The 17,089-nt window shown below is 58.5% G+C and carries 20 protein-coding genes; 2 read left to right on the top strand and 18 right to left on the bottom strand.

Translation table 11 applies throughout. The features are described 5' to 3' along the window. Positions 1-151: 151 nt before the first annotated feature. The 14 genes from GH657_RS05790 to GH657_RS05725 form a co-directional block, all read right to left on the bottom strand. Positions 152-415: a glutaredoxin family protein gene (locus tag GH657_RS05790; RefSeq protein WP_153099827.1), complete on the bottom strand. Its 264-nt coding sequence runs from the start codon at positions 413-415 to the stop codon at positions 152-154. Between the two features lie 14 nt (positions 416-429). After that, a complete protein-coding gene (locus GH657_RS05785; protein ID WP_153099826.1) occupies positions 430-1,926 on the bottom strand; it encodes a DegQ family serine endoprotease in 1,497 nt (498 codons plus the stop codon). Positions 1,927-1,949: 23 nt separating this feature from the next. Beyond that, positions 1,950-3,008: a MucB/RseB C-terminal domain-containing protein gene (locus GH657_RS05780; RefSeq protein ID WP_153099825.1), complete on the bottom strand. Its 1,059-nt coding sequence runs from the start codon at positions 3,006-3,008 to the stop codon at positions 1,950-1,952. Between the two features lie 4 nt (positions 3,009-3,012). Continuing rightward, positions 3,013-3,675, bottom strand: a complete 663-nt coding sequence (locus GH657_RS05775; RefSeq protein ID WP_153099824.1) for a sigma-E factor negative regulatory protein — start codon at positions 3,673-3,675, stop codon at positions 3,013-3,015. Between the two features lie 81 nt (positions 3,676-3,756). Then, a complete protein-coding gene (rpoE, locus tag GH657_RS05770; protein WP_153099823.1) occupies positions 3,757-4,356 on the bottom strand; it encodes an RNA polymerase sigma factor RpoE in 600 nt (199 codons plus the stop codon). 105 nt (positions 4,357-4,461) lie between these two features. Next, the gene (locus tag GH657_RS05765; protein ID WP_153099822.1) at positions 4,462-4,920 is read right to left on the bottom strand and encodes a protein YgfX; all 459 of its coding nucleotides are present in this window, start codon (positions 4,918-4,920) and stop codon (positions 4,462-4,464) included. Next, positions 4,921-6,159 carry a beta-ketoacyl-ACP synthase II gene (gene fabF, locus GH657_RS05760; protein WP_153099821.1) on the bottom strand — a complete coding sequence of 413 codons (1,239 nt, stop codon included), beginning with the start codon at positions 6,157-6,159 and terminating at the stop codon, positions 4,921-4,923. Positions 6,160-6,379: 220 nt separating this feature from the next. Continuing rightward, positions 6,380-6,619, bottom strand: a complete 240-nt coding sequence (gene acpP / locus GH657_RS05755; protein ID WP_004197638.1) for an acyl carrier protein — start codon at positions 6,617-6,619, stop codon at positions 6,380-6,382. A 145-nt stretch (positions 6,620-6,764) separates the two neighbouring features. Then, positions 6,765-7,517 carry a 3-oxoacyl-ACP reductase FabG gene (gene fabG / locus GH657_RS05750; RefSeq protein ID WP_153099820.1) on the bottom strand — a complete coding sequence of 251 codons (753 nt, stop codon included), beginning with the start codon at positions 7,515-7,517 and terminating at the stop codon, positions 6,765-6,767. A 55-nt stretch (positions 7,518-7,572) separates the two neighbouring features. Beyond that, positions 7,573-8,514, bottom strand: coding sequence for an ACP S-malonyltransferase (gene fabD / locus GH657_RS05745; protein WP_153099819.1), 942 nt, complete (start codon positions 8,512-8,514; stop codon positions 7,573-7,575). An 89-nt stretch (positions 8,515-8,603) separates the two neighbouring features. After that, positions 8,604-9,593 carry a beta-ketoacyl-ACP synthase III gene (locus GH657_RS05740; protein ID WP_153099818.1) on the bottom strand — a complete coding sequence of 330 codons (990 nt, stop codon included), beginning with the start codon at positions 9,591-9,593 and terminating at the stop codon, positions 8,604-8,606. Continuing rightward, on the bottom strand, positions 9,593-10,696 hold the full coding sequence (plsX, locus tag GH657_RS05735) for a phosphate acyltransferase PlsX (RefSeq protein ID WP_220094834.1): 1,104 nt from the start codon (positions 10,694-10,696) through the stop codon (positions 9,593-9,595). The genes GH657_RS05740 and plsX overlap by 1 nt, the downstream gene beginning before the upstream one ends. A 149-nt stretch (positions 10,697-10,845) precedes the next feature. Continuing rightward, entirely contained in the window at positions 10,846-11,025 is a 180-nt protein-coding gene (rpmF, locus tag GH657_RS05730; protein ID WP_153099817.1) for a 50S ribosomal protein L32, read from the bottom strand. Between the two features lie 129 nt (positions 11,026-11,154). Beyond that, positions 11,155-11,787, bottom strand: coding sequence for a DUF177 domain-containing protein (locus tag GH657_RS05725; protein ID WP_153099816.1), 633 nt, complete (start codon positions 11,785-11,787; stop codon positions 11,155-11,157). A 358-nt stretch (positions 11,788-12,145) separates the two neighbouring features. Between GH657_RS05725 and GH657_RS05720 the strand changes: the two genes are divergently transcribed. Beyond that, entirely contained in the window at positions 12,146-12,763 is a 618-nt protein-coding gene (locus tag GH657_RS05720) for a Maf-like protein (protein ID WP_153099815.1), read from the top strand. After that, a complete protein-coding gene (locus GH657_RS05715; RefSeq protein WP_153099814.1) occupies positions 12,760-13,479 on the top strand; it encodes an SAM-dependent methyltransferase in 720 nt (239 codons plus the stop codon). The genes GH657_RS05720 and GH657_RS05715 overlap by 4 nt, the downstream gene beginning before the upstream one ends. 98 nt (positions 13,480-13,577) lie before the next feature. On the opposite strand, the gene GH657_RS05710 is transcribed toward GH657_RS05715, so the two are convergent. From GH657_RS05710 to GH657_RS05695, 4 genes are read right to left on the bottom strand one after another with little or no spacing between them, the layout of a single operon-like run. Then, positions 13,578-14,582: a S49 family peptidase gene (locus GH657_RS05710; protein ID WP_153099813.1), complete on the bottom strand. Its 1,005-nt coding sequence runs from the start codon at positions 14,580-14,582 to the stop codon at positions 13,578-13,580. Between the two features lie 25 nt (positions 14,583-14,607). After that, positions 14,608-15,033 (bottom strand): Rieske (2Fe-2S) protein, encoded by a 426-nt coding sequence (locus tag GH657_RS05705; protein ID WP_153099812.1) that lies wholly within the window; start codon positions 15,031-15,033, stop codon positions 14,608-14,610. After that, positions 15,030-15,689: an HAD-IA family hydrolase gene (locus GH657_RS05700; RefSeq protein WP_153099811.1), complete on the bottom strand. Its 660-nt coding sequence runs from the start codon at positions 15,687-15,689 to the stop codon at positions 15,030-15,032. The genes GH657_RS05705 and GH657_RS05700 overlap by 4 nt, the downstream gene beginning before the upstream one ends. Further along, the gene (locus GH657_RS05695) at positions 15,679-16,719 is read right to left on the bottom strand and encodes an RluA family pseudouridine synthase (RefSeq protein ID WP_153099810.1); all 1,041 of its coding nucleotides are present in this window, start codon (positions 16,717-16,719) and stop codon (positions 15,679-15,681) included. Before GH657_RS05695 ends, GH657_RS05700 begins: the two co-directional genes overlap by 11 nt. Positions 16,720-17,089: the final 370 nt, after the last annotated feature.

Below are 17,089 nucleotides of genomic sequence, written 5' to 3'. Positions count from 1 at the left end.
CCCTGAGGAAAAGACTCGCCACCGCAAAAGTTACTCACAGATTGTGTTGGCAAATCCGTCCGCGAACAGCAAACATTGCACCGGTATTCGGTATTGAGTATTCAGTATTGCCGCCTTGCCAGAATGGCCAAGCCTGTCACGCGCACGAATATCACGGCTTCAAACGCTGGGTCACGGGCCGCGCCAGGGCAGCACGCACGCGGGCTTCATCCAGCCGGTAGTGGCACAGTTCCACACCGTCACAAACCAGCACGGGAACCCGTTCGTCGTAGCGCTGCACGAGCGCCGGGTCGAGATCCACATCCACAACCTCAAGCCGGGCACCCGATTCAGCCAGCAAGGGTGCCAGCGCCGCGCGCATGTCATCGCACAGGTGGCACCACGCACGCCCGTAAAGCATCAGCCGTTGCGACATCCCGTTCGTATCTTCTATCTGGACGCCTCGGCCGGACGCGGAAGTAACGGAATAAACTGGGTGGTTTCGCCACGACGAACCAGCAATGCCACCCGTTTTTGCGGATCGAGATGAGCCGTTGCCGCCTCGAACTGCCGTGCATTAGCAATATCGGTATCGCCCACACGCAAGATCAAATCACCCTTTTGCAAGCCGGCCCGCGCCGCCGGGCCATCGACTCGCTCGATCTGGACACCGCCTTGCAGCTTCAGCACCTTTAACTGATCCGCTGGAATATCGCTGACTGCAATACCGAGCACGTTGGTTGCACGCGGCTTGGGGGCCTTTGATTTTTGCTGCTCGACGGCAGTAGCCACGTCGGCTTGCATCTCCTCAACCATCACCGGCACCTCACGTGTTTGCCCCTTGCGCCAGATGCTCAGCAAGGCCCGGGTTCCCGGCTTCGTGCCGCCCACCATGCGTGGCAAATCCGCCGCTATCTCAACGGGATGGCCATTAAACTTCAGAATAATGTCGCCTGGCTGCACACCGGCCTTGTCGGCCGGGCCACCCGGCTCGACGCTACTGACCAGCGCCCCTTGCGTTTTCGGCAAACCTAGCGAGTCAGCCACATCTTTTGTCACTTCGCCAATGGCTACCGCAATCCGGCCACGCACAACCCGGCCAGACGCCTTGAGCTGCTCAACGACCCGCATCGCTTCGTCAATCGGAATCGCAAACGAAATGCCCATGAAGCCGCCCGTACGGCTATAAATTTGCGAATTGATACCGATCACTTCGCCTTGCATGTTGATCAGCGGCCCCCCTGAATTACCAGGATTCAGCGCGACATCGGTCTGGATAAACGGCAGATAATCGCCGGTATCGCGGCCCTTGGCGCTGACGATGCCCGAGGTCACGGTATTTTCAAGGCCAAACGGGGAACCGATTGCCAGTACCCACTCGCCTACACGCACCTTGTCCGAATCGCCCACCGTGACGACAGGTAAATTAGCCGCGCTAATCTTGACCACCGCAACATCGGTGCGCTCATCGACACCAATCAGTTTGGCCTTGAATTCGCGCTTGTCCGTGAGCGTCACATAAATCGTGTCAGCGCCGTCAATGACATGCGCGTTGGTCATCACATAACCATCGGCGGACAAAATGAAGCCCGAACCCACGCCACTATTTCGTTCCGACCCACCCTTGTCAGGCATGTCCTGACGGCGATCATTCCGGCTACGCGGCACGCCGGGCTGTTTGGGCGCCTGCGGCATGGGAATGCCGAAAAAACGCCGGAAAAAATCCGACATATCGCCATCATCGAACGCAGGCGGCAAACCTTGTGGGTTGTCTCCGGCATCACGCGCAGTCGTGCGGATATTGACGACGGCCGGCCCTACTTTATCAACGAGATCGGCGAAATCGGGAAGATTGATGGTAGGAGCCGCGCAGGCCGCCGGAGAAACGAATGGCAAACACGCTACTACTGCGGCCGCAAGAAATGTGCGCACGCGGAAAATCATCATGGTGTAACCCGCCGAAGAATTGATTACCTGGGAGGCTTGTATTCTATGGCAGATGCAAACTGTTGCAACGCGGCTTGCGGAACTTCCCCGAGCAGCGTGATCCAGAAATCACCCTGACGCTTGACCAGCACGTGGGTCGCGCCACTATTGCCCGCGCCTTCCTTGCGCGTATTTTTTTCTACCGGTTCGATAAAGATCGAAACAGCCGCCAGCCCATCGGAATAAACCATCTGATCGACTGGAATAGGCGGATCTCCGGCATCGCGGGCCGCCATGGGCCGCCGCAACTCACGAATCAGGCGAAACCCCGGCACCACGGGACTGACCTGCCAGCCAAGCGCTTTCATATCAACCGGCTGCACCGGTGTACGCACGACCGTCCAGCCTGCCGTGTTGCGCATGCCGTTGACAATGGCGGCCTTGTCGGTCGGCACACCAATGCGAATCTGGGAAAACGACAGTTGCTCAAGCACCTGTCCGTTGGCATCGAGCGTCTGGGTCCGCAGTAAAAGCCCTGTTTTGACATCTACCCACAACCGGTAGGCGTAACGGTAGGCGTCTTTTGGCGTCAGTTCGATGATCTGGCTTTCCGTGCCCGCGACCCGATCCCGGCCAAGCAGCTTCGGCTCGTAGGTTGCCAGCACCGGCTCACCGCCCGCCATGAGCAAAGCGGGAAAAACATCCTTGTTTTGTCGCTTTTCGACGACGCACAAACGCCGCTCAGGAACGAAGGTATAGAGATCGTCGTTATGGCGAAGCATTTTGCGCGGCTTGCCGTCGAGGCTCTCGATCTGCTCGAATTCACCCTCGGTGCGCGTGGCGTAGTGCGCGATCCGCGATGACTGGACGCTCGTCCCACGCTGGTACAGAAACACGCCTTCGTAATTTTGTTGTTGTGCCGCCAGATGAACGCGGTTGAGCCAGTCGGCCGCAAGACGCGCCGCTGGCTGCTCATTCGATGCGGAAGTGGAGAGGAGCGTCTGAGCCTGGGAAGGCGTGGCCGGCAACAACACAGCCACGCATAGCAGAAATTCAGGTAGCCGCTCCCAAAGCGTTGTCTTGTTCAACCGCAAGGTCTGCATCAGATTATTGACCTTGCGTCGTCATGGCTGCTGTCCGGATAAGGGGCATCGAACCCGCCATCACGGGTTGCTGGGCAAACTGCTGGTGCGCTTCGAGATATTGATCGAGCTGCACATCGCGGATGATATTGCTGGAATCGTCACCGGCCACGGCTGGGGTGATTCGCGCCGCGGAAGCCAGCGCCACGTGCTGCATCGATGCAGACGTCACGTTAGCGGGCATGACGGAAGCATAGGAGGTGTTGGCCTGCGATCCACCCGTGCCTCCCCTCTGTCCCTGCAATTGCGGCACGACAATCCATGTCAGCGTAGCCGCAGCGGCTGCAACGGCAAAGGCCGGCACCATGCGACGACGCAATGCGCCCAGATTAAGCGCGCGGTGCCGTGCGACGGGGGCAACAACATGCGGTTCGTGCTCAAAACGAGCCGCGAAACCGCTAAAAAATGCGCTGCTGGCAGCCGGACTGACGGCTAGCTCATCCGAGCGCAGTACATCCCCGATCAAATGGTAACGGGACCAGGCCTCACGATCAGCGTGATCCAGGTCAGAAAAAAACGTATTGAGATGCGCGTCGCCAAACAGCTCGCCATCAACAAAAGCAGATAGACGCTCGCCGCGCGAGCCCGCCTGTAACTGTGCTTGTGACTGCATCGAGACCGACCCCATGATGCTCTCCATCTTACAAACAACCCTGGTGACACCACCTAACCCAGATATCGCACCGCAGTCCCTTCCAGCAGGCTGGCATTACCAGCGCTTGCCCTCAGGGGTGTCAAGCAACGGACGCAATTTTGCCGCAATGGCTTCACGAGCACGGAAAATTCTTGATCTGACGGTGCCGATCGGACATCCCATCATTTCAGCGATTTCTTCGTAGCTCAGACCTTCAATTTCACGGAGAGTAATGGCGGTGCGCAGTTCGTCCGGCAAAACCGCCATTGCAGCATTGACCGTTTCGGCGATCTGCTTGCTCATCAACATCGACTCGGGCGTGTTGATATCCCTTAGTTGGTCCGCATCGGAGAAAGTTTCCGCTTCTTCTGCATTGGCTTCGGTAGAAGTGGGCGCCCGCCGCCCCTGGGTCGCAAGATAATTCTTCGCCGTATTAACGGCAATCCGGTACAACCACGTATAGAAAGCGGATTCGCCACGAAACTGGGATAGCGCCCGATACGCCTTGATAAAAGCGTCCTGCGCCACGTCCTCGACCTCGGCTGGATCGCGCACGAGACGCGAAATCAGCCGGAGAATCTTGCGATGATATTTACTGACCAGAAGCTCGAACGCCGCCTTGTCGCCCTTCTGGACACGCTCGACCAAAACCTGGTCTATTTCTTTTTCGCTCACCTGATAAATCCGTTTTAACTATGGGGCGCACATCGCGGGGCACCATTGTAGCGTTACCGCCGCAACGTCACGTCGCAGCAATAACAGCCGTTACAGTCTTTACAGTCAAGCGTGTGAGCGACGCCGTGCAAGCACGGCAAGCTCACGGAAAGCGTTAGGCGCGAGCGCATCGGCTGCGACCAGCAGCACCCAGGCGCGACCTGTTTCATTTATCAGCACGATCACAAGCAGGCAGCCCGCCCATTGCGTACACCCTGCAATCTGGCCCTGTGCGAGCGTCATTCCTCTGCGGTCTTGCGCCAGCAGGCTATCAGGCCTGATCTTGAGTAACACGGGCAGACGGCGCCGGTAACGCAGCGCACTCGCCAGCAGCAAGACCAGCGTAACCAACCCCGCCAGCCCAGCCGCTACCCAGCCAAAATGACGCCCTATGGCCTGGCAAACCGCGGCCAGGGCAACCATGGCAAAAAGCGTCGCGGTGCCTTCGAGCATGAAAGAAGGCCGCAACGACAGGCTGCGCGAATCTTCTTGCAGCGCCACCGCTGCGGCGGGATCAAACGCCATTCAGGCGCGCTTGAAAACCAGCGTGCCGTTCGTGCCGCCAAAGCCAAATGAATTTTTCAGGGCGACATCAATTTTCATCTCGCGGGCCGTATTGGCACAGTAGTCGAGATCGCACGCAGGATCCTGGTTGAAAATGTTGATCGTCGGCGGCGATATCTGGTGATGCAGCGCCAGCACCGTGAAGACCGACTCCAGCCCCCCTGCGCCACCCAGCAAATGCCCTGTCATGGATTTGGTCGAGTTTACAACCACGTGCTTCGCATGATCGCCAAGCGCGCGTTTGATACCCGTGGTTTCAGCCAGATCGCCCAGCGGCGTGGATGTGCCGTGCGCGTTCAGGTAATTAACCTGATCGACGTTGACCCCGGCGTTCTTCAGCGCGGCCAGCATGCAGCGGCGCGCACCATCGCCATCCTCTAGCGGCGCGGTCATGTGATAAGCGTCGCCGCTCATCCCATAGCCACCGACCTCGGCGTAAATCTTCGCGCCGCGTGCTTTTGCGTGCTCGTATTCTTCGAGCACCATCACGCCCGCGCCCTCACCCAGCACAAAGCCATCGCGGTCGATATCCCAAGGACGGCTGGCCGTTGCAGGATCATCATTACGCTGCGATAACGCCCGCGCCGCGCCAAACCCGCCGACACCGAGCGGCGATATCGTGGACTCTGCCCCGCCCGCAATCATCACATCGGCATCACCGTATTCGATCAGGCGCGAAGCTTCGCCAATACAGTGCAAACCCGTCGTACAGGCAGTGACGATCGCCAGATTAGGGCCCTTGAAACCAAACTTGATAGACAGATGGCCGGAAATCATGTTGATGATCGACGCGGGCACAAAGAACGGTGAAATCCGGCGTGGCCCACGGTTCAGCAGCTCGGTCTGAGTGACTTCGATCATTGGCAAACCACCAATGCCGGACCCCACCACGACCCCTACGCGCTCAGCGTTTGCCTCGGTAATTTCGAGCCCGCTGTCTTGCATTGCCTGAATACCCGCCGCAACGCCGTAATGGATAAAGGTATCCATATGGCGCGCTTCCTTGCCCGCGATGTAATCCTCAATATTGAAACCCTTCACCTCGCCAGCAAAACGGGTCGAGAAATTCGACGCATCGAACCTGGTGATGTCAGCAATACCGGACTTGCCGGCAACCAGATTGGCCCAGCCATCGGCAACATTATTGCCAACAGGCGAAATCAGCCCCAGGCCTGTAACAACAACACGACGGCGGCTCACGGTAACCCCTTTTTCATAGGATGACAAAAGCGAAAGCCACATCGGTGACAGAAACGGTGTCCTGCCTGCCGTGTGGCTAGTTAACCCGATCGACAAACAAGTCGACTAAAGCGCTAACGCCTGCATCGGCCAGCACGTTATTTCTGCAACCATCGCAAACGACGATCGTGGGGCAGCGCGCAGGAACAATGCACAAACGTAAGCGTAAATGACTAATGATTTAAGCCTTGACGTTCGCGCGAGCGTAATCGATAGCTTGTTGCACCGTTGTGATTTTCTCGGCTTCTTCGTCAGGAATTTCCATGCCGAACTCATCCTCGAGGGCCATAACGAGTTCAACGGTATCGAGCGAATCAGCACCCAGATCATTCACGAACGAAGCCTCGTTCTTGATCTCGGCTTCCGCAACGCCCAGTTGTTCTGCAACGATTTTCTTGACGCGCTGTTCGATGTTGTCCATTACCCCTCCAAGGGAAAAAGTTCAAAAATACAAGTGCGCGCATTTTATCAGGTTTGCCCCCGCAAAAATGCACGGCACACTTCCTGTCCAGCCACCCGTCTGGCACGCATGCAAACATGCCCGACAGGATGGTAGCTGGATCGAATTACGACATGTACATACCGCCGTTGACATGCAACGTCGCACCGGTGATATAGCCGGCATGTGGCGATGCAAGAAATGCTACCGCATGGGCAATGTCTTCGGGACTCCCCAAACGGCCTAGTGGAATCTGGTTTTTTAGTGCGGCCTGCTGTTCGTCAGCTAGCCCTTTGGTCATATCGGTATCGATAAAGCCAGGCGCGACGCAGTTCACGGTAATGTCGCGGCTGCCAATTTCACGCGCTAGCGAACGTGTCATGCCAGCCACGCCCGCCTTGGCCGCCGCGTAATTGACCTGGCCTGGATTACCCGAAACGCCAACCACCGAAGTGATATTGATGATGCGTCCGCTACGAGCCTTCATCATCGGCCGCAACACCGCACGCGACAGGCGAAACACCGACTTCAGATTGGTATCGATGACCACGTCCCAATCTTCGTCTTTCATGCGCAACGCGAGTTGATCCTGGGTAATGCCTGCGTTATTCACGAGCACGTAAAGCGCACCAAACTCCTTGACAATACTGTCGACTAACGCATCAACCGCTGCCGCCTCGTTGACATTCAGCACAGCCCCACGGCCATTCAAACCGGCCTCGGCAAATCCGTTACTAATGGCCTGGGACCCTCTCTCGCTCGTAGCCGTACCTATCACCGTTGCGCCCTGGCGCGCCAGCTCAAGAGCAATCGCGCGACCAATGCCACGTGATGCGCCGGTTACTAGTGCGATTTTTTTATCGAGAATTTTTTCTGTCATAACTATCCAGATTATCTGTTCGTCAATGGCTGAAGACTTGCTGCTCCTTCAGCGCTCAAACGGCAACCAGCCGGAGCGCATCGTCAAGCGATGCTGGATCAACAATCGACAACCCTGCCAGATTGCCATCAATGCGTTTCGTCAAGCCTGACAGAACCTTGCCTGGGCCTGACTCAATCACATGGGTTACGCCTTGCCGGGCCATGACCTGAATGCTTTCGACCCAGCGCACCGGGCCTGCAGCCTGGCGCACCAGCGCGTCCCTGATTGCAGCCGGATCGCTCACCATGGCGACATCGATGTTGTTCACCAGCGCAATAGCCGGAGAACGCACCTCGATCTGTGCCAGATAGTCACGAAGTTTGTCCGATGCAGGCTTCAGCAAGGTTGAATGAAACGGCGCCGATACCGGAAGCGGCAGCGCACGTTTGGCGCCCTTCGCCCTGGCCAGCTCACAAGCCCGCTCAACGGCAGCCGTATGGCCCGCGATCACGACCTGGGCGGGCGCATTGAAATTAACCGCCTCCACGATACCGGCGTCTTTGGCGCTCGATACCTCGAGGCACACGGCCCGCACGACATCATCATCGAGGCCAAGGATCGCGGCCATACCGCCCGCGCCTGGCGCCACCGCCGATTGCATGGCATCGGCACGAAACCGCACCAGCGGTATGGCATCACGAAATGCCAATGCGCCAGCGGCAACCAGCGCCGTGTATTCACCCAGACTATGCCCGGCAACCAGCGCCGGAGCCGGACCACCCGCTGCCTGCCATGCACGGTAAAGGGCATAAGCCGCAGCCAGCATGACCGGCTGGGTATTGGTGGTGAGATTCAGATCCTCGGCCGGGCCCTCGGCAATCAGCCGGCCCAGATCCTGGTTGAGTACATCCGACGCCTCTTGCAGCGTTTCACGCACCACCGCGTGGCCAGCAAAGGCATTGAGCATGCCTACCGACTGAGAACCTTGCCCAGGAAAAACAAACGCAAATTTCATGTCACCCCCAATTCGATATATAGATGCAGCTAACAGGCGGCCGCATTCACGTCCACAAGGACTGCAAATGCGCCAAAGCGCAATCTTCTTTAATAGCGAATAACCGAAGCACCCCAGGTAAAACCACCGCCGACGCCTTCGAGCAGCACGTTCTGGCCGCGCTGAATGCGTCCGTCGCGGACAGCGACATCGAGCGCGAGTGGGATGGAGGCCGCCGAGGTATTGCCATGCTCGCTCACCGTAACGACCATCCGTTCCTGCGGCAAGCCCAGCTTGCGGCAAGTGCTTTGCATGATGCGGATATTGGCCTGATGAGGGATCAGCCAGTCAATCTGATCAGGGGTGAGACTGGCTTTGGCCAGCGCTTCAAGGGCAACCTTTTCGAGCACATTGACAGCAAGCTTGAATACCGCCGGCCCGTCCATGTGCAAAAACGCGCTGCCTGCAATGACGCCACGGTTGACATTGCCTGGCGTGCAGAGAATATGCGCATGACTGCCATCTGCATGCAGCGCGCTAGCCAGCACACCGGGTTCAGCAGAAGCCGAGAGGATAACCGCACCCGCGCCGTCGCCAAACAACACGCAAGTCGTGCGGTCGTTGAAATCGAGAATGCGGGAAAAGGTTTCCGCGCCGATCACCAGCGCGGTGCGATGCTGGCCACTGCGAATAAAGCTGTCAGCCGTGGCCAGCGCATAGGCAAAACCGGAACATACAGCCTGAACATCGAACGCCGCGCCGCCATTACGAATGCCCAGCTTGTTTTGCAGCAAGCAAGCCGTACTGGGGAATACAAAATCCGGTGTGGAAGTTGCAACGATAATCAGATCGATGGATTGCGGATCGATATCAGCAGCTTCAATGGCGCGCTGCGCGGCAATGAATGCCAGATCGCTCGTCGTGGTGTCGCTTTCAGCAAAATAGCGGGCGCGAATGCCGGTGCGTGCAACGATCCACTCATCGCTGGTTTCGACGCCCTGCTGCAAGAGACGCGCAGCAAGTTCCTGGTTAGTCACACGCCCAGGCGGCAGATAGCTGCCGGTGCCAAGCACGCGGGAATAGATTGTCGATTGAGCCATTATGTCTTCAAGAATAGTGGCGCAGCATCAGAGGCCGCAGGAGCAATGGCAAGGGTTACCGAATCTTCATCGCCTGCATGATGCAAGTGTTGAAGAGAACTCGCATTTTCTTCCATCGCCCGCGCAAGGTGTTCAAGCACGCCATTTTTGGCGGCATCATACCCTCGTTTGATCGCCCATTCAAACGCATATGCGTCGGCTGAACCGTGGCTCTTGATGACCAGGCCTCTCAACCCAAGTAGCGCGGCGCCGTTATATTGCCGCGGATCCACCCTCTTTTTAAAACGCAGCAACACAGGCAATGCCAGCACCGCCATGATCCGCGACAGCCACGAACGGCTAAATTCTTCCTTGATGATGTCGGAGAGCATCTGCGCCAAACCTTCCGATGTCTTCAGCGCGACATTGCCGACAAAGCCGTCGCACACAATCACATCGGTCGTGCCCTTGTAGATATCGTCACCCTCGACATTGCCGCGAAAATTCAGCGCGCTGGCGCGCAGCAACTCACCTGCACGCTTGATGGTTTCGTTGCCCTTGATGACTTCCTCGCCGATATTCAGCAAACCGATGGTCGGACGAGCCCGGCCTTCCAGCGCGGACACCAGCGCGTGCCCCATCTCGGCGAACTGCAGCAAGTGCTGTGGCTCGCAATCGACGTTGGCCCCCAAATCGAGCATCATCGTATAGCCCGTGCGGGTGGGCAAGGCAAAGGCGATAGCCGGGCGCTCGATGCCCGGCAGTGTCTTGAGCACGTAGCGGGAAACCGCCATCAGCGCCCCGGTATTCCCGGCTGAAATACAGGCTTGCGCCTCATTTTGCTTGACGCGAGTGAGCGCCACCCGCATTGAGGAATCTTTCTTCTTGCGCAGCGCCACCTCAACCGGGTCATCCATTGCGACGACTTCGGAGGCGGCAACAACCGTGAGCGCGGGATGATCCAGCGCTTTCGCTTTTTTTAACTGGGCGAGAATCGCACTTTCAATGCCGACCAGCACCAGGTGTGCATCAGGATGCGAGCGGACGAAGCTGAGCGCGGCGGGAACGGTCACGGATGGGCCGTGGTCGCCTCCCATGCAATCTATCGTGAGCTTTACAGTCATGGAATGCGACGAATTTCGGGCACAAAAAAGCGGCAATTGAATGCCGCTTTTTTGCTGAGCCGGGAAATGTCAAGCGAGCCGATCACTCAGCAAAACGCTAACGGCATGTGCGTTAAAACAGATAACGACAGGTAACAATTAATCAGCGATTAATCGTTTTTGGTCTTGATGACTTTCCTGCCGCGATAATAGCCATTGGGGCTAACGTGGTGGCGCAGATGAACTTCACCTGTTGTGGGCTCGGTAGCCAAAGGTGCAACGCTGAGAGAATCATGCGAACGATGCATACCGCGCTTTGACGGCGACTTCTTGTTTTGCTGGACTGCCATGACAACTCCTAAAAATTTTTCAGATTCTAACACAGCCAGGCGAAGCCGCTGCCATTACCCAATGGCCAACAAACCGTGCCGCACGCTGGCTCCACTACCTTGCTCAAGCAACTTAAATTAATACTTTCTTCATCCGGGCCGCCGCGTCTTCAGCGCTTCCAGCACCGCAAACGGGTTAGGCCGTTCGGGCTCGATTTCAGGCGCATTCTGCACCCCATCGAGCCCATCAGATGCATCGCCCATGGCATCCGCACCTGAAACACCCGAAACAAGACTTTCGTGCACCACTGGACATACCGCATGTTTCGGTACCAGCGGCAACGCCAGTAATAATTCTTCTTCGATTAACGCCGACAGGTCGAACTGACGTGAACCCACGATAACCTCAACCGTATCCTCATCCAGCGGAAAGGCATCGGCCTCTTCTTCGGAGCTGACAATCCGGTACGTCGCATCGACATCGAACGCCTGTTCATAGGGCGCCAGGCACCGCTGGCATTCAAGCCAGGCCGCACCATGAACCGCAAGCCGCAAGTAGGGCTGCGGCCCCTCGGCGCCGTCATCCTGCAATTCAGGTTGAGTCGCGCCCTCGGCTTGCCAGGTGAACAAGGTGTCGCGGTCTGGCGCCTCGGAGGGAACTTCGTTTAACATGCGCGGCAATTGCGAAACCCGCATCGCACCAGCCGCCTGGCAGCCACTGCGGGCAAATTCGAACAGATCAAGCTCGCGCGGGTCAACCGGTACAGCCGAATGTTGAATCATGCGTATTCCTTCATCAGCAGGGGTTTCGCCACATGATCGCGCCTGACAACGCATCCATCAGTTGCATCCATCAGCTTCTTGAGCAGCTCGCTAACCGGGGCACACTCCAGGACACACCTAGCCGGACGGCACATCGCGTCACATCCTTCGCGTCCTTCGTGTCTGTCCTTCGTGCCATTTCGCATTATTCTTTCGCGTCCAAGTTTCGCCCGAAGCCTAGCCTGGTTGCGTTCGCGCAATGCTGAAAAGCCCAAGATCATAGCCGCTTTGTCTTTTTGAGTCAAACACTTAAGCCCCGTGCGGCCGACCTGGTCGCGCTGCACAGTTCCTGTCTTCTTTTCGCCGCCTAAACACCGCCATGCCGGACTCCGTGATTCGCCCTCCCCGCCTGATTCTCGCGTCAAGTTCACGCTATCGTCGTGAATTGCTTGAACGCCTGCAGCTTCCTTTTGATGTCATCGTTCCGGATCTCGACGAAACCCCACTCAGCCATGAAACACCCGCCGCCACGGCATTGCGGCTAGCCGAAGCGAAGGCGCGTGCTGTCGCGGCCAGCCTCACGGGCAACGACGCGGTACTGGTCATCGGCTCCGACCAGGTGGCCACGCTCGACCAGCGCCAAATCGGCAAACCCGGTAACCACGCCACAGCGCTCTCCCAGCTTCAGGCCATGCGGGGCCGGGAGGTGCTGTTTCACAGCGCGCTCTGCCTGTTCGAGCGCCGTACTGGCGTGGCCCAAATTCAGGATGTCATAACCCGGGTGCGCTTTCGTGACCTGCCCGACACGGCGCTCGAAGCCTATCTGCATGCGGAAAAACCTTACGACGTCGCGGGCAGCGCCAAATCGGAGGGGCTAGGCATCGCGCTGCTCGAAGCGATTCATGCCGACGATCCTACCGCGCTCATCGGCTTGCCCCTGATTGCGCTCACCCAAATGCTGGTCACAGCAGGTTATCCCGTGCTGGAGGCTTCATGAGCGGCATTCTTTACCTGATCCCCAATACGCTGGGAGACGGCGACGCCAGCGCGCTTGACACCGTCTTGCCGGCCTCCGTGCAGGCGCGAGCCGCCGGCCTGGGCTACTACATTGGCGAAAATGCCAAAACCACGCGCGTGTTTCTAAAGAAGATCGGCACTCAACGGCCCATTCAGGAAATCGAGATCCAGGAGCTAAACGTCAATACGCCTGCAGGAGAAATCGACCGCCTGCTCGCGCCCCTGCTGGCCGGTACCGATGCAGGGCTGGTGTCGGAGGCTGGCTGCCCGGCGGTCGCCGACCCCGGCGCGCTGCTGGTGCGGCGCGCACATGAACGCGGGGTCAAAGTGGTGCCCTGCGTTGGACCAAGCTCGATCCTGCTCGCCCTGATGGCATCCGGGCTGAATGGCCAGAGTTTTGCGTTTCACGGTTATCTGCCCATGGATGTCAGCGAACGGGCTAAACGTCTGCGCGATCTGGAACAACTCTCACGCAAAGCACAGCAAACACAGATTTTCATCGAAACGCCTTATCGCAACCGAGCGTTATTCGATACCTTGCTGGCAACCTGCGCCCCATCGACGCGGGTGTGCATCGCGGTCGACCTGACGCTGGAAAGTGAAACGATCATGAGCCGCAGCACCGCCGACTGGAAAAAAAGCGCAGCGCCCGATCTGCACAAGCGTCCTGCGATTTTTCTGCTGCTCGCAACCTGAAACAAAAAAGCCGCGGCGCCCGTTTCCGGGCCGCGGCCTTTTTTCATCTTCTCATCTTCTCATCCACGCTGGCGGCTCATCCGGGCCGCCAGCGGCGCTCAACGCAAGCTCATCTGGCCACCCAGCGCCAGCGCATGCACCGCCGCGCTGCCGGCTGCTGCGCCAAACTTGCGCGCAACCCGGTCCGACAAGCTTTCTTTCACCGTGAAATCAACCAGATCAGGGGCCTTGATGATTTCGCGCGCGACGTAATCGGTATCGCCAAAAGCATCAGCCAGACCCAGCTCAACGCTTGTCGCGCCAGTCCAGAAGAGCCCCGAGAAAATGTCCGGAGTTTCGTGCAGGCGCTTGCCCCGCCCTTCTCGCACGGCCTCAATGAATTGCGTGTGAATCTGGTCAAGCATGGCTTGCGCATGTTCGTCCATTTTCGGCGTATCCGGTGAAAACGGATCGAAGAACGCCTTGTTCTCGCCCGAGGTGCGCATCCGGCGCTGAATGCCCAGCTTGTCCATCAGGCCGGTAAAGCCAAAGCCATCCATCAGCACGCCAATCGAACCGACGATGCTGGCTTTGTCAACGTAGATCTTGTCAGCCGCCGCCGCGATGTAATAGCCCCCCGACGCACACGTGTCGCCCACTACGACATACAGCGGAATCGACGGATGCTTGTGGCGCAGCCTGCGGATCTCGCTATAGACGATGCCCGCCTGCACCGGGCTACCGCCCGGGCTGTTGATACGCAAGATAACGCCCGCGGTGCCCGCATCGCTAAACGCGTCACGCAGCGAGGCGTTGAGATCGCGGGCGTTCGCGGAGGAATCGGCGGCAATTTCGCCATCAAGTGTCACCAGCGCGGTATGACGGCCAGTCGACGCCGCTTTATCGCCCGACACGTCGGAGATACGCCAGATCGCGCCCAGCACGATGAAGAGAAAAACGAAACGGAAAAAAATCTTCCAGCGGCGCGCCGCTTTTTGTTCATGGATTGCAGCCAGCGCAATGCGCTCAAGCGCGGCCCGCTCCCAGCCCGGCTCAGCGGCGGATTGGCGTTTGGGCGGTACGGCAGCGGACTCGAATGGATCAGGGGTGTGATTGTCAGCCATGCTTGCGAATGAAGGTCAGGAAAGTTCAGGAAAGATCGGAGGGACGGGTGGGAAGCGGATACAGCTCAGCATCCGGCAGCCAGAATACCGTACGGCCATCCGCAGTATCGTGCTCCTCAACCCGAACAGGACGCAACCGGCCACCACGGCATGGGCCGCCGACGCATTTTCCGGTGTCGGGCGCATAAATGGCGCCGTGCGTCGCGCACATCAGATACAAGCCGGAAGATTCGAAAAACTGGCCTTCTACCCAGTCAAGCTCCATCGGCACATGCGCGCAGCGGTTCAGATAGCCATGCACCTGGCCGCCATAGCGCACAAAAAACACCACAGCCTCATTTCCGGCAAAAGACGCGGCGCGGCGCACGCCGAGACCGCCATCAATCAGGTCGGCAGCCGTGCAGATCAGTACCGGCGCCAGCGCGGGAGGTTCGGGTTTTGCTTCGCTCATGCGTGCTCGCGCAGCCAGGCCGACAGTTCAGCAACGTTTTGTGCGACAAATTCAGGCTGGAGCGCCTCCAGTGAACTGGCGGCATGCGCGCCGTACGTGACGCCAATCGCGGCAGTGCCTGCGTTCCGCGCCATTTGCAGATCGTGCGTGGTATCGCCAATCATCACCGTGCGGGCAAGGCCCTGTCCCAGTTCGCGGGTGAGTTCGTGCAGCATCGCCGGGTGCGGCTTGGAAAAGGTTTCGTCAGCGCAGCGCGTGCCGTCGAAAAGACTGGTCAGACTGGTCTGATCGAGCGCCCGGTTCAGGCCCACCCGGCTTTTCCCGGTGGCGACCGCCAGCAGATAGCCGTCATCGCGCAACGCCTGCAGCATCTCACGCACCCCGGCAAAAAGCTCAGTGGCCTGATCTTTCAAAAAATAGTGAAACCGGTAGCGTTCAATCAGACGGGGGTAATCAGCCGGGTCCAGGGTCGGTGCGGCCATTTGCAGCGCTTCGCGCAAGCCGAGCCCAATGACATAGCTTGCCGCCTGATCGGCGGGCACCGGCAAGCCGAGATCCTGGCATGCGGCCTGAATGCTGCGCGTAATGTGCGCCGTCGAATCCATCAGCGTCCCGTCCCAGTCGAAGACGATCAGGTCAAATTGCTCACGAGCCATGCGTTGGCCTCTCCGGATGTGCTTCGTTATCGCCTTGCTGCAACAAGGTAAGCTGTTCGAGAAAGCGGCGGCATTCGGCAGGCAGCGGCGCGTCGAACTGCAACGGCGCGCCTGTCACCGGATGGGTCAGTTTCAGGCGGTGCGCATGCAAAAACATTCTCTTCAGGCTGGGGCGGGCATGGGCCCGAACCAGCGCCTTGTTCAGCGCGAAATCGCCATATTTGACATCCCCTGCGATCGGCAGCCCCAAATGCGCCAGATGAACGCGAATTTGATGTGTGCGGCCTGTTTTCAGTTCGGCTTCGAGCAGCGCATATCCGGATTCAGGCCAGCGCTCCACCAGGTTGAATACGGTATGCGAGGGCTGACCGTCCGGCTGCACGCGCACACGCCGCTCGCCGTCTGCGGCGAGGTACTTGTGCAATGGCTCGCGCACGGCACGGCGGTGGCCCCAGCCAGGCTCCCACACGCCATGCACACAGGCAAAATAACGTTTATCCATCTGGTTGGCGCGAATCTGCTCATGCAGATTAACCAGCGCCGCACGTTTTTTTGCCAGCATCAGGATGCCGGAGGTCTCCCGGTCGAGGCGATGCACCAGTTCAAGAAACTTGGCCTGCGGCCGCGCGGCGCGCATCTGCTCGATGACGCCAAATGCCACACCGCTGCCGCCATGCACGGCAACGCCGGCCGGTTTATCAAGCACCAGCAGGCAATCGTCTTCATACAGGGTTGTGAACTGGGCCGCAGGCGCATACGGCACGGCGGGCTCGGCGCTGCTAGCCACCCGGATAGGCGGCACGCGCACCCGGTCGCCCAGCACCAGACGATATTGCGCATCGATCCGGCCCTTGTTCACTCGCACCTCGCCGCTGCGCAAGATACGGTAGATGTGACTTTTCGGCACGCCTTTACAGATGCGCAAAAGAAAATTATCAATGCGCTGGCCCGCCGCATTGTCGTCGATCTCGATGATCGAGACCTGGTCGCTCGCAACCGGTTTATGGGATATTTTGCCTAGCTCTTTCATTCTGAATATAATTTGCCCCAGCAGTCTGCGACGGTCGACGCATTGTCCGGGAGTCTGGCGGATTGCGCAGGCGCAAGCAACAAGGTATTAATTTTACTTGCATACTTGCGTCCGGGCCTGGTTGCTCACCCGAAAAATGAGATGCAACACGCTGTACGCAACGGAAATCCAGTACCCGGCAGGGACGGCGCCCACAGGCGCGTTCGGTCAGGTCGGCTCCGCGGTAACGGAATCCTGGTTAGAAAGAATTTCACTGACAAGCCTCGGCATCGGGCGGTTTGCCCCCTGGCAGGAAGCTTGGCAGTTGGCGAAGATACGGCGTGCGCTCAGTGCGTCCTGCAGAAAGTGCAGGACTGGCGACATCAGAATG

The sequence above is a fragment of the Paraburkholderia hayleyella genome, from assembly GCF_009455685.1.
In the GTDB taxonomy this organism is placed as follows: domain Bacteria; phylum Pseudomonadota; class Gammaproteobacteria; order Burkholderiales; family Burkholderiaceae; genus Paraburkholderia; species Paraburkholderia hayleyella.
The sequence above is the reverse complement of the archived record's forward strand: the minus strand, read 5'-3'. Positions and strand labels throughout refer to the sequence as shown.

Excerpts from the sequence above, each read along its gene's own strand:
- GH657_RS05790 (WP_153099827.1), bottom strand. The coding sequence starts at position 415 with ATGTCGCAACGGCTGATGCTTTACGGGCGTGCGTGGTGCCACCTGTGC.
- GH657_RS05785 (WP_153099826.1), bottom strand. The coding sequence starts at position 1,926 with ATGATGATTTTCCGCGTGCGCACATTTCTTGCGGCCGCAGTAGTAGCG.
- GH657_RS05780 (WP_153099825.1), bottom strand. The coding sequence starts at position 3,008 with ATGCAGACCTTGCGGTTGAACAAGACAACGCTTTGGGAGCGGCTACCT.
- GH657_RS05775 (WP_153099824.1), bottom strand. The coding sequence starts at position 3,675 with ATGGGGTCGGTCTCGATGCAGTCACAAGCACAGTTACAGGCGGGCTCG.
- GH657_RS05765 (WP_153099822.1), bottom strand. The coding sequence starts at position 4,920 with ATGGCGTTTGATCCCGCCGCAGCGGTGGCGCTGCAAGAAGATTCGCGC.
- acpP (WP_004197638.1), bottom strand. The coding sequence starts at position 6,619 with ATGGACAACATCGAACAGCGCGTCAAGAAAATCGTTGCAGAACAACTG.
- fabG (WP_153099820.1), bottom strand. The coding sequence starts at position 7,517 with ATGACAGAAAAAATTCTCGATAAAAAAATCGCACTAGTAACCGGCGCA.
- fabD (WP_153099819.1), bottom strand. The coding sequence starts at position 8,514 with ATGAAATTTGCGTTTGTTTTTCCTGGGCAAGGTTCTCAGTCGGTAGGC.
- GH657_RS05740 (WP_153099818.1), bottom strand. The coding sequence starts at position 9,593 with ATGGCTCAATCGACAATCTATTCCCGCGTGCTTGGCACCGGCAGCTAT.
- plsX (WP_220094834.1), bottom strand. The coding sequence starts at position 10,696 with ATGACTGTAAAGCTCACGATAGATTGCATGGGAGGCGACCACGGCCCA.
- rpmF (WP_153099817.1), bottom strand. The coding sequence starts at position 11,025 with ATGGCAGTCCAGCAAAACAAGAAGTCGCCGTCAAAGCGCGGTATGCAT.
- GH657_RS05725 (WP_153099816.1), bottom strand. The coding sequence starts at position 11,787 with ATGATTCAACATTCGGCTGTACCGGTTGACCCGCGCGAGCTTGATCTG.
- GH657_RS05720 (WP_153099815.1), top strand. The coding sequence starts at position 12,146 with ATGCCGGACTCCGTGATTCGCCCTCCCCGCCTGATTCTCGCGTCAAGT.
- GH657_RS05715 (WP_153099814.1), top strand. The coding sequence starts at position 12,760 with ATGAGCGGCATTCTTTACCTGATCCCCAATACGCTGGGAGACGGCGAC.
- GH657_RS05710 (WP_153099813.1), bottom strand. The coding sequence starts at position 14,582 with ATGGCTGACAATCACACCCCTGATCCATTCGAGTCCGCTGCCGTACCG.
- GH657_RS05705 (WP_153099812.1), bottom strand. The coding sequence starts at position 15,033 with ATGAGCGAAGCAAAACCCGAACCTCCCGCGCTGGCGCCGGTACTGATC.
- GH657_RS05700 (WP_153099811.1), bottom strand. The coding sequence starts at position 15,689 with ATGGCTCGTGAGCAATTTGACCTGATCGTCTTCGACTGGGACGGGACG.
- GH657_RS05695 (WP_153099810.1), bottom strand. The coding sequence starts at position 16,719 with ATGAAAGAGCTAGGCAAAATATCCCATAAACCGGTTGCGAGCGACCAG.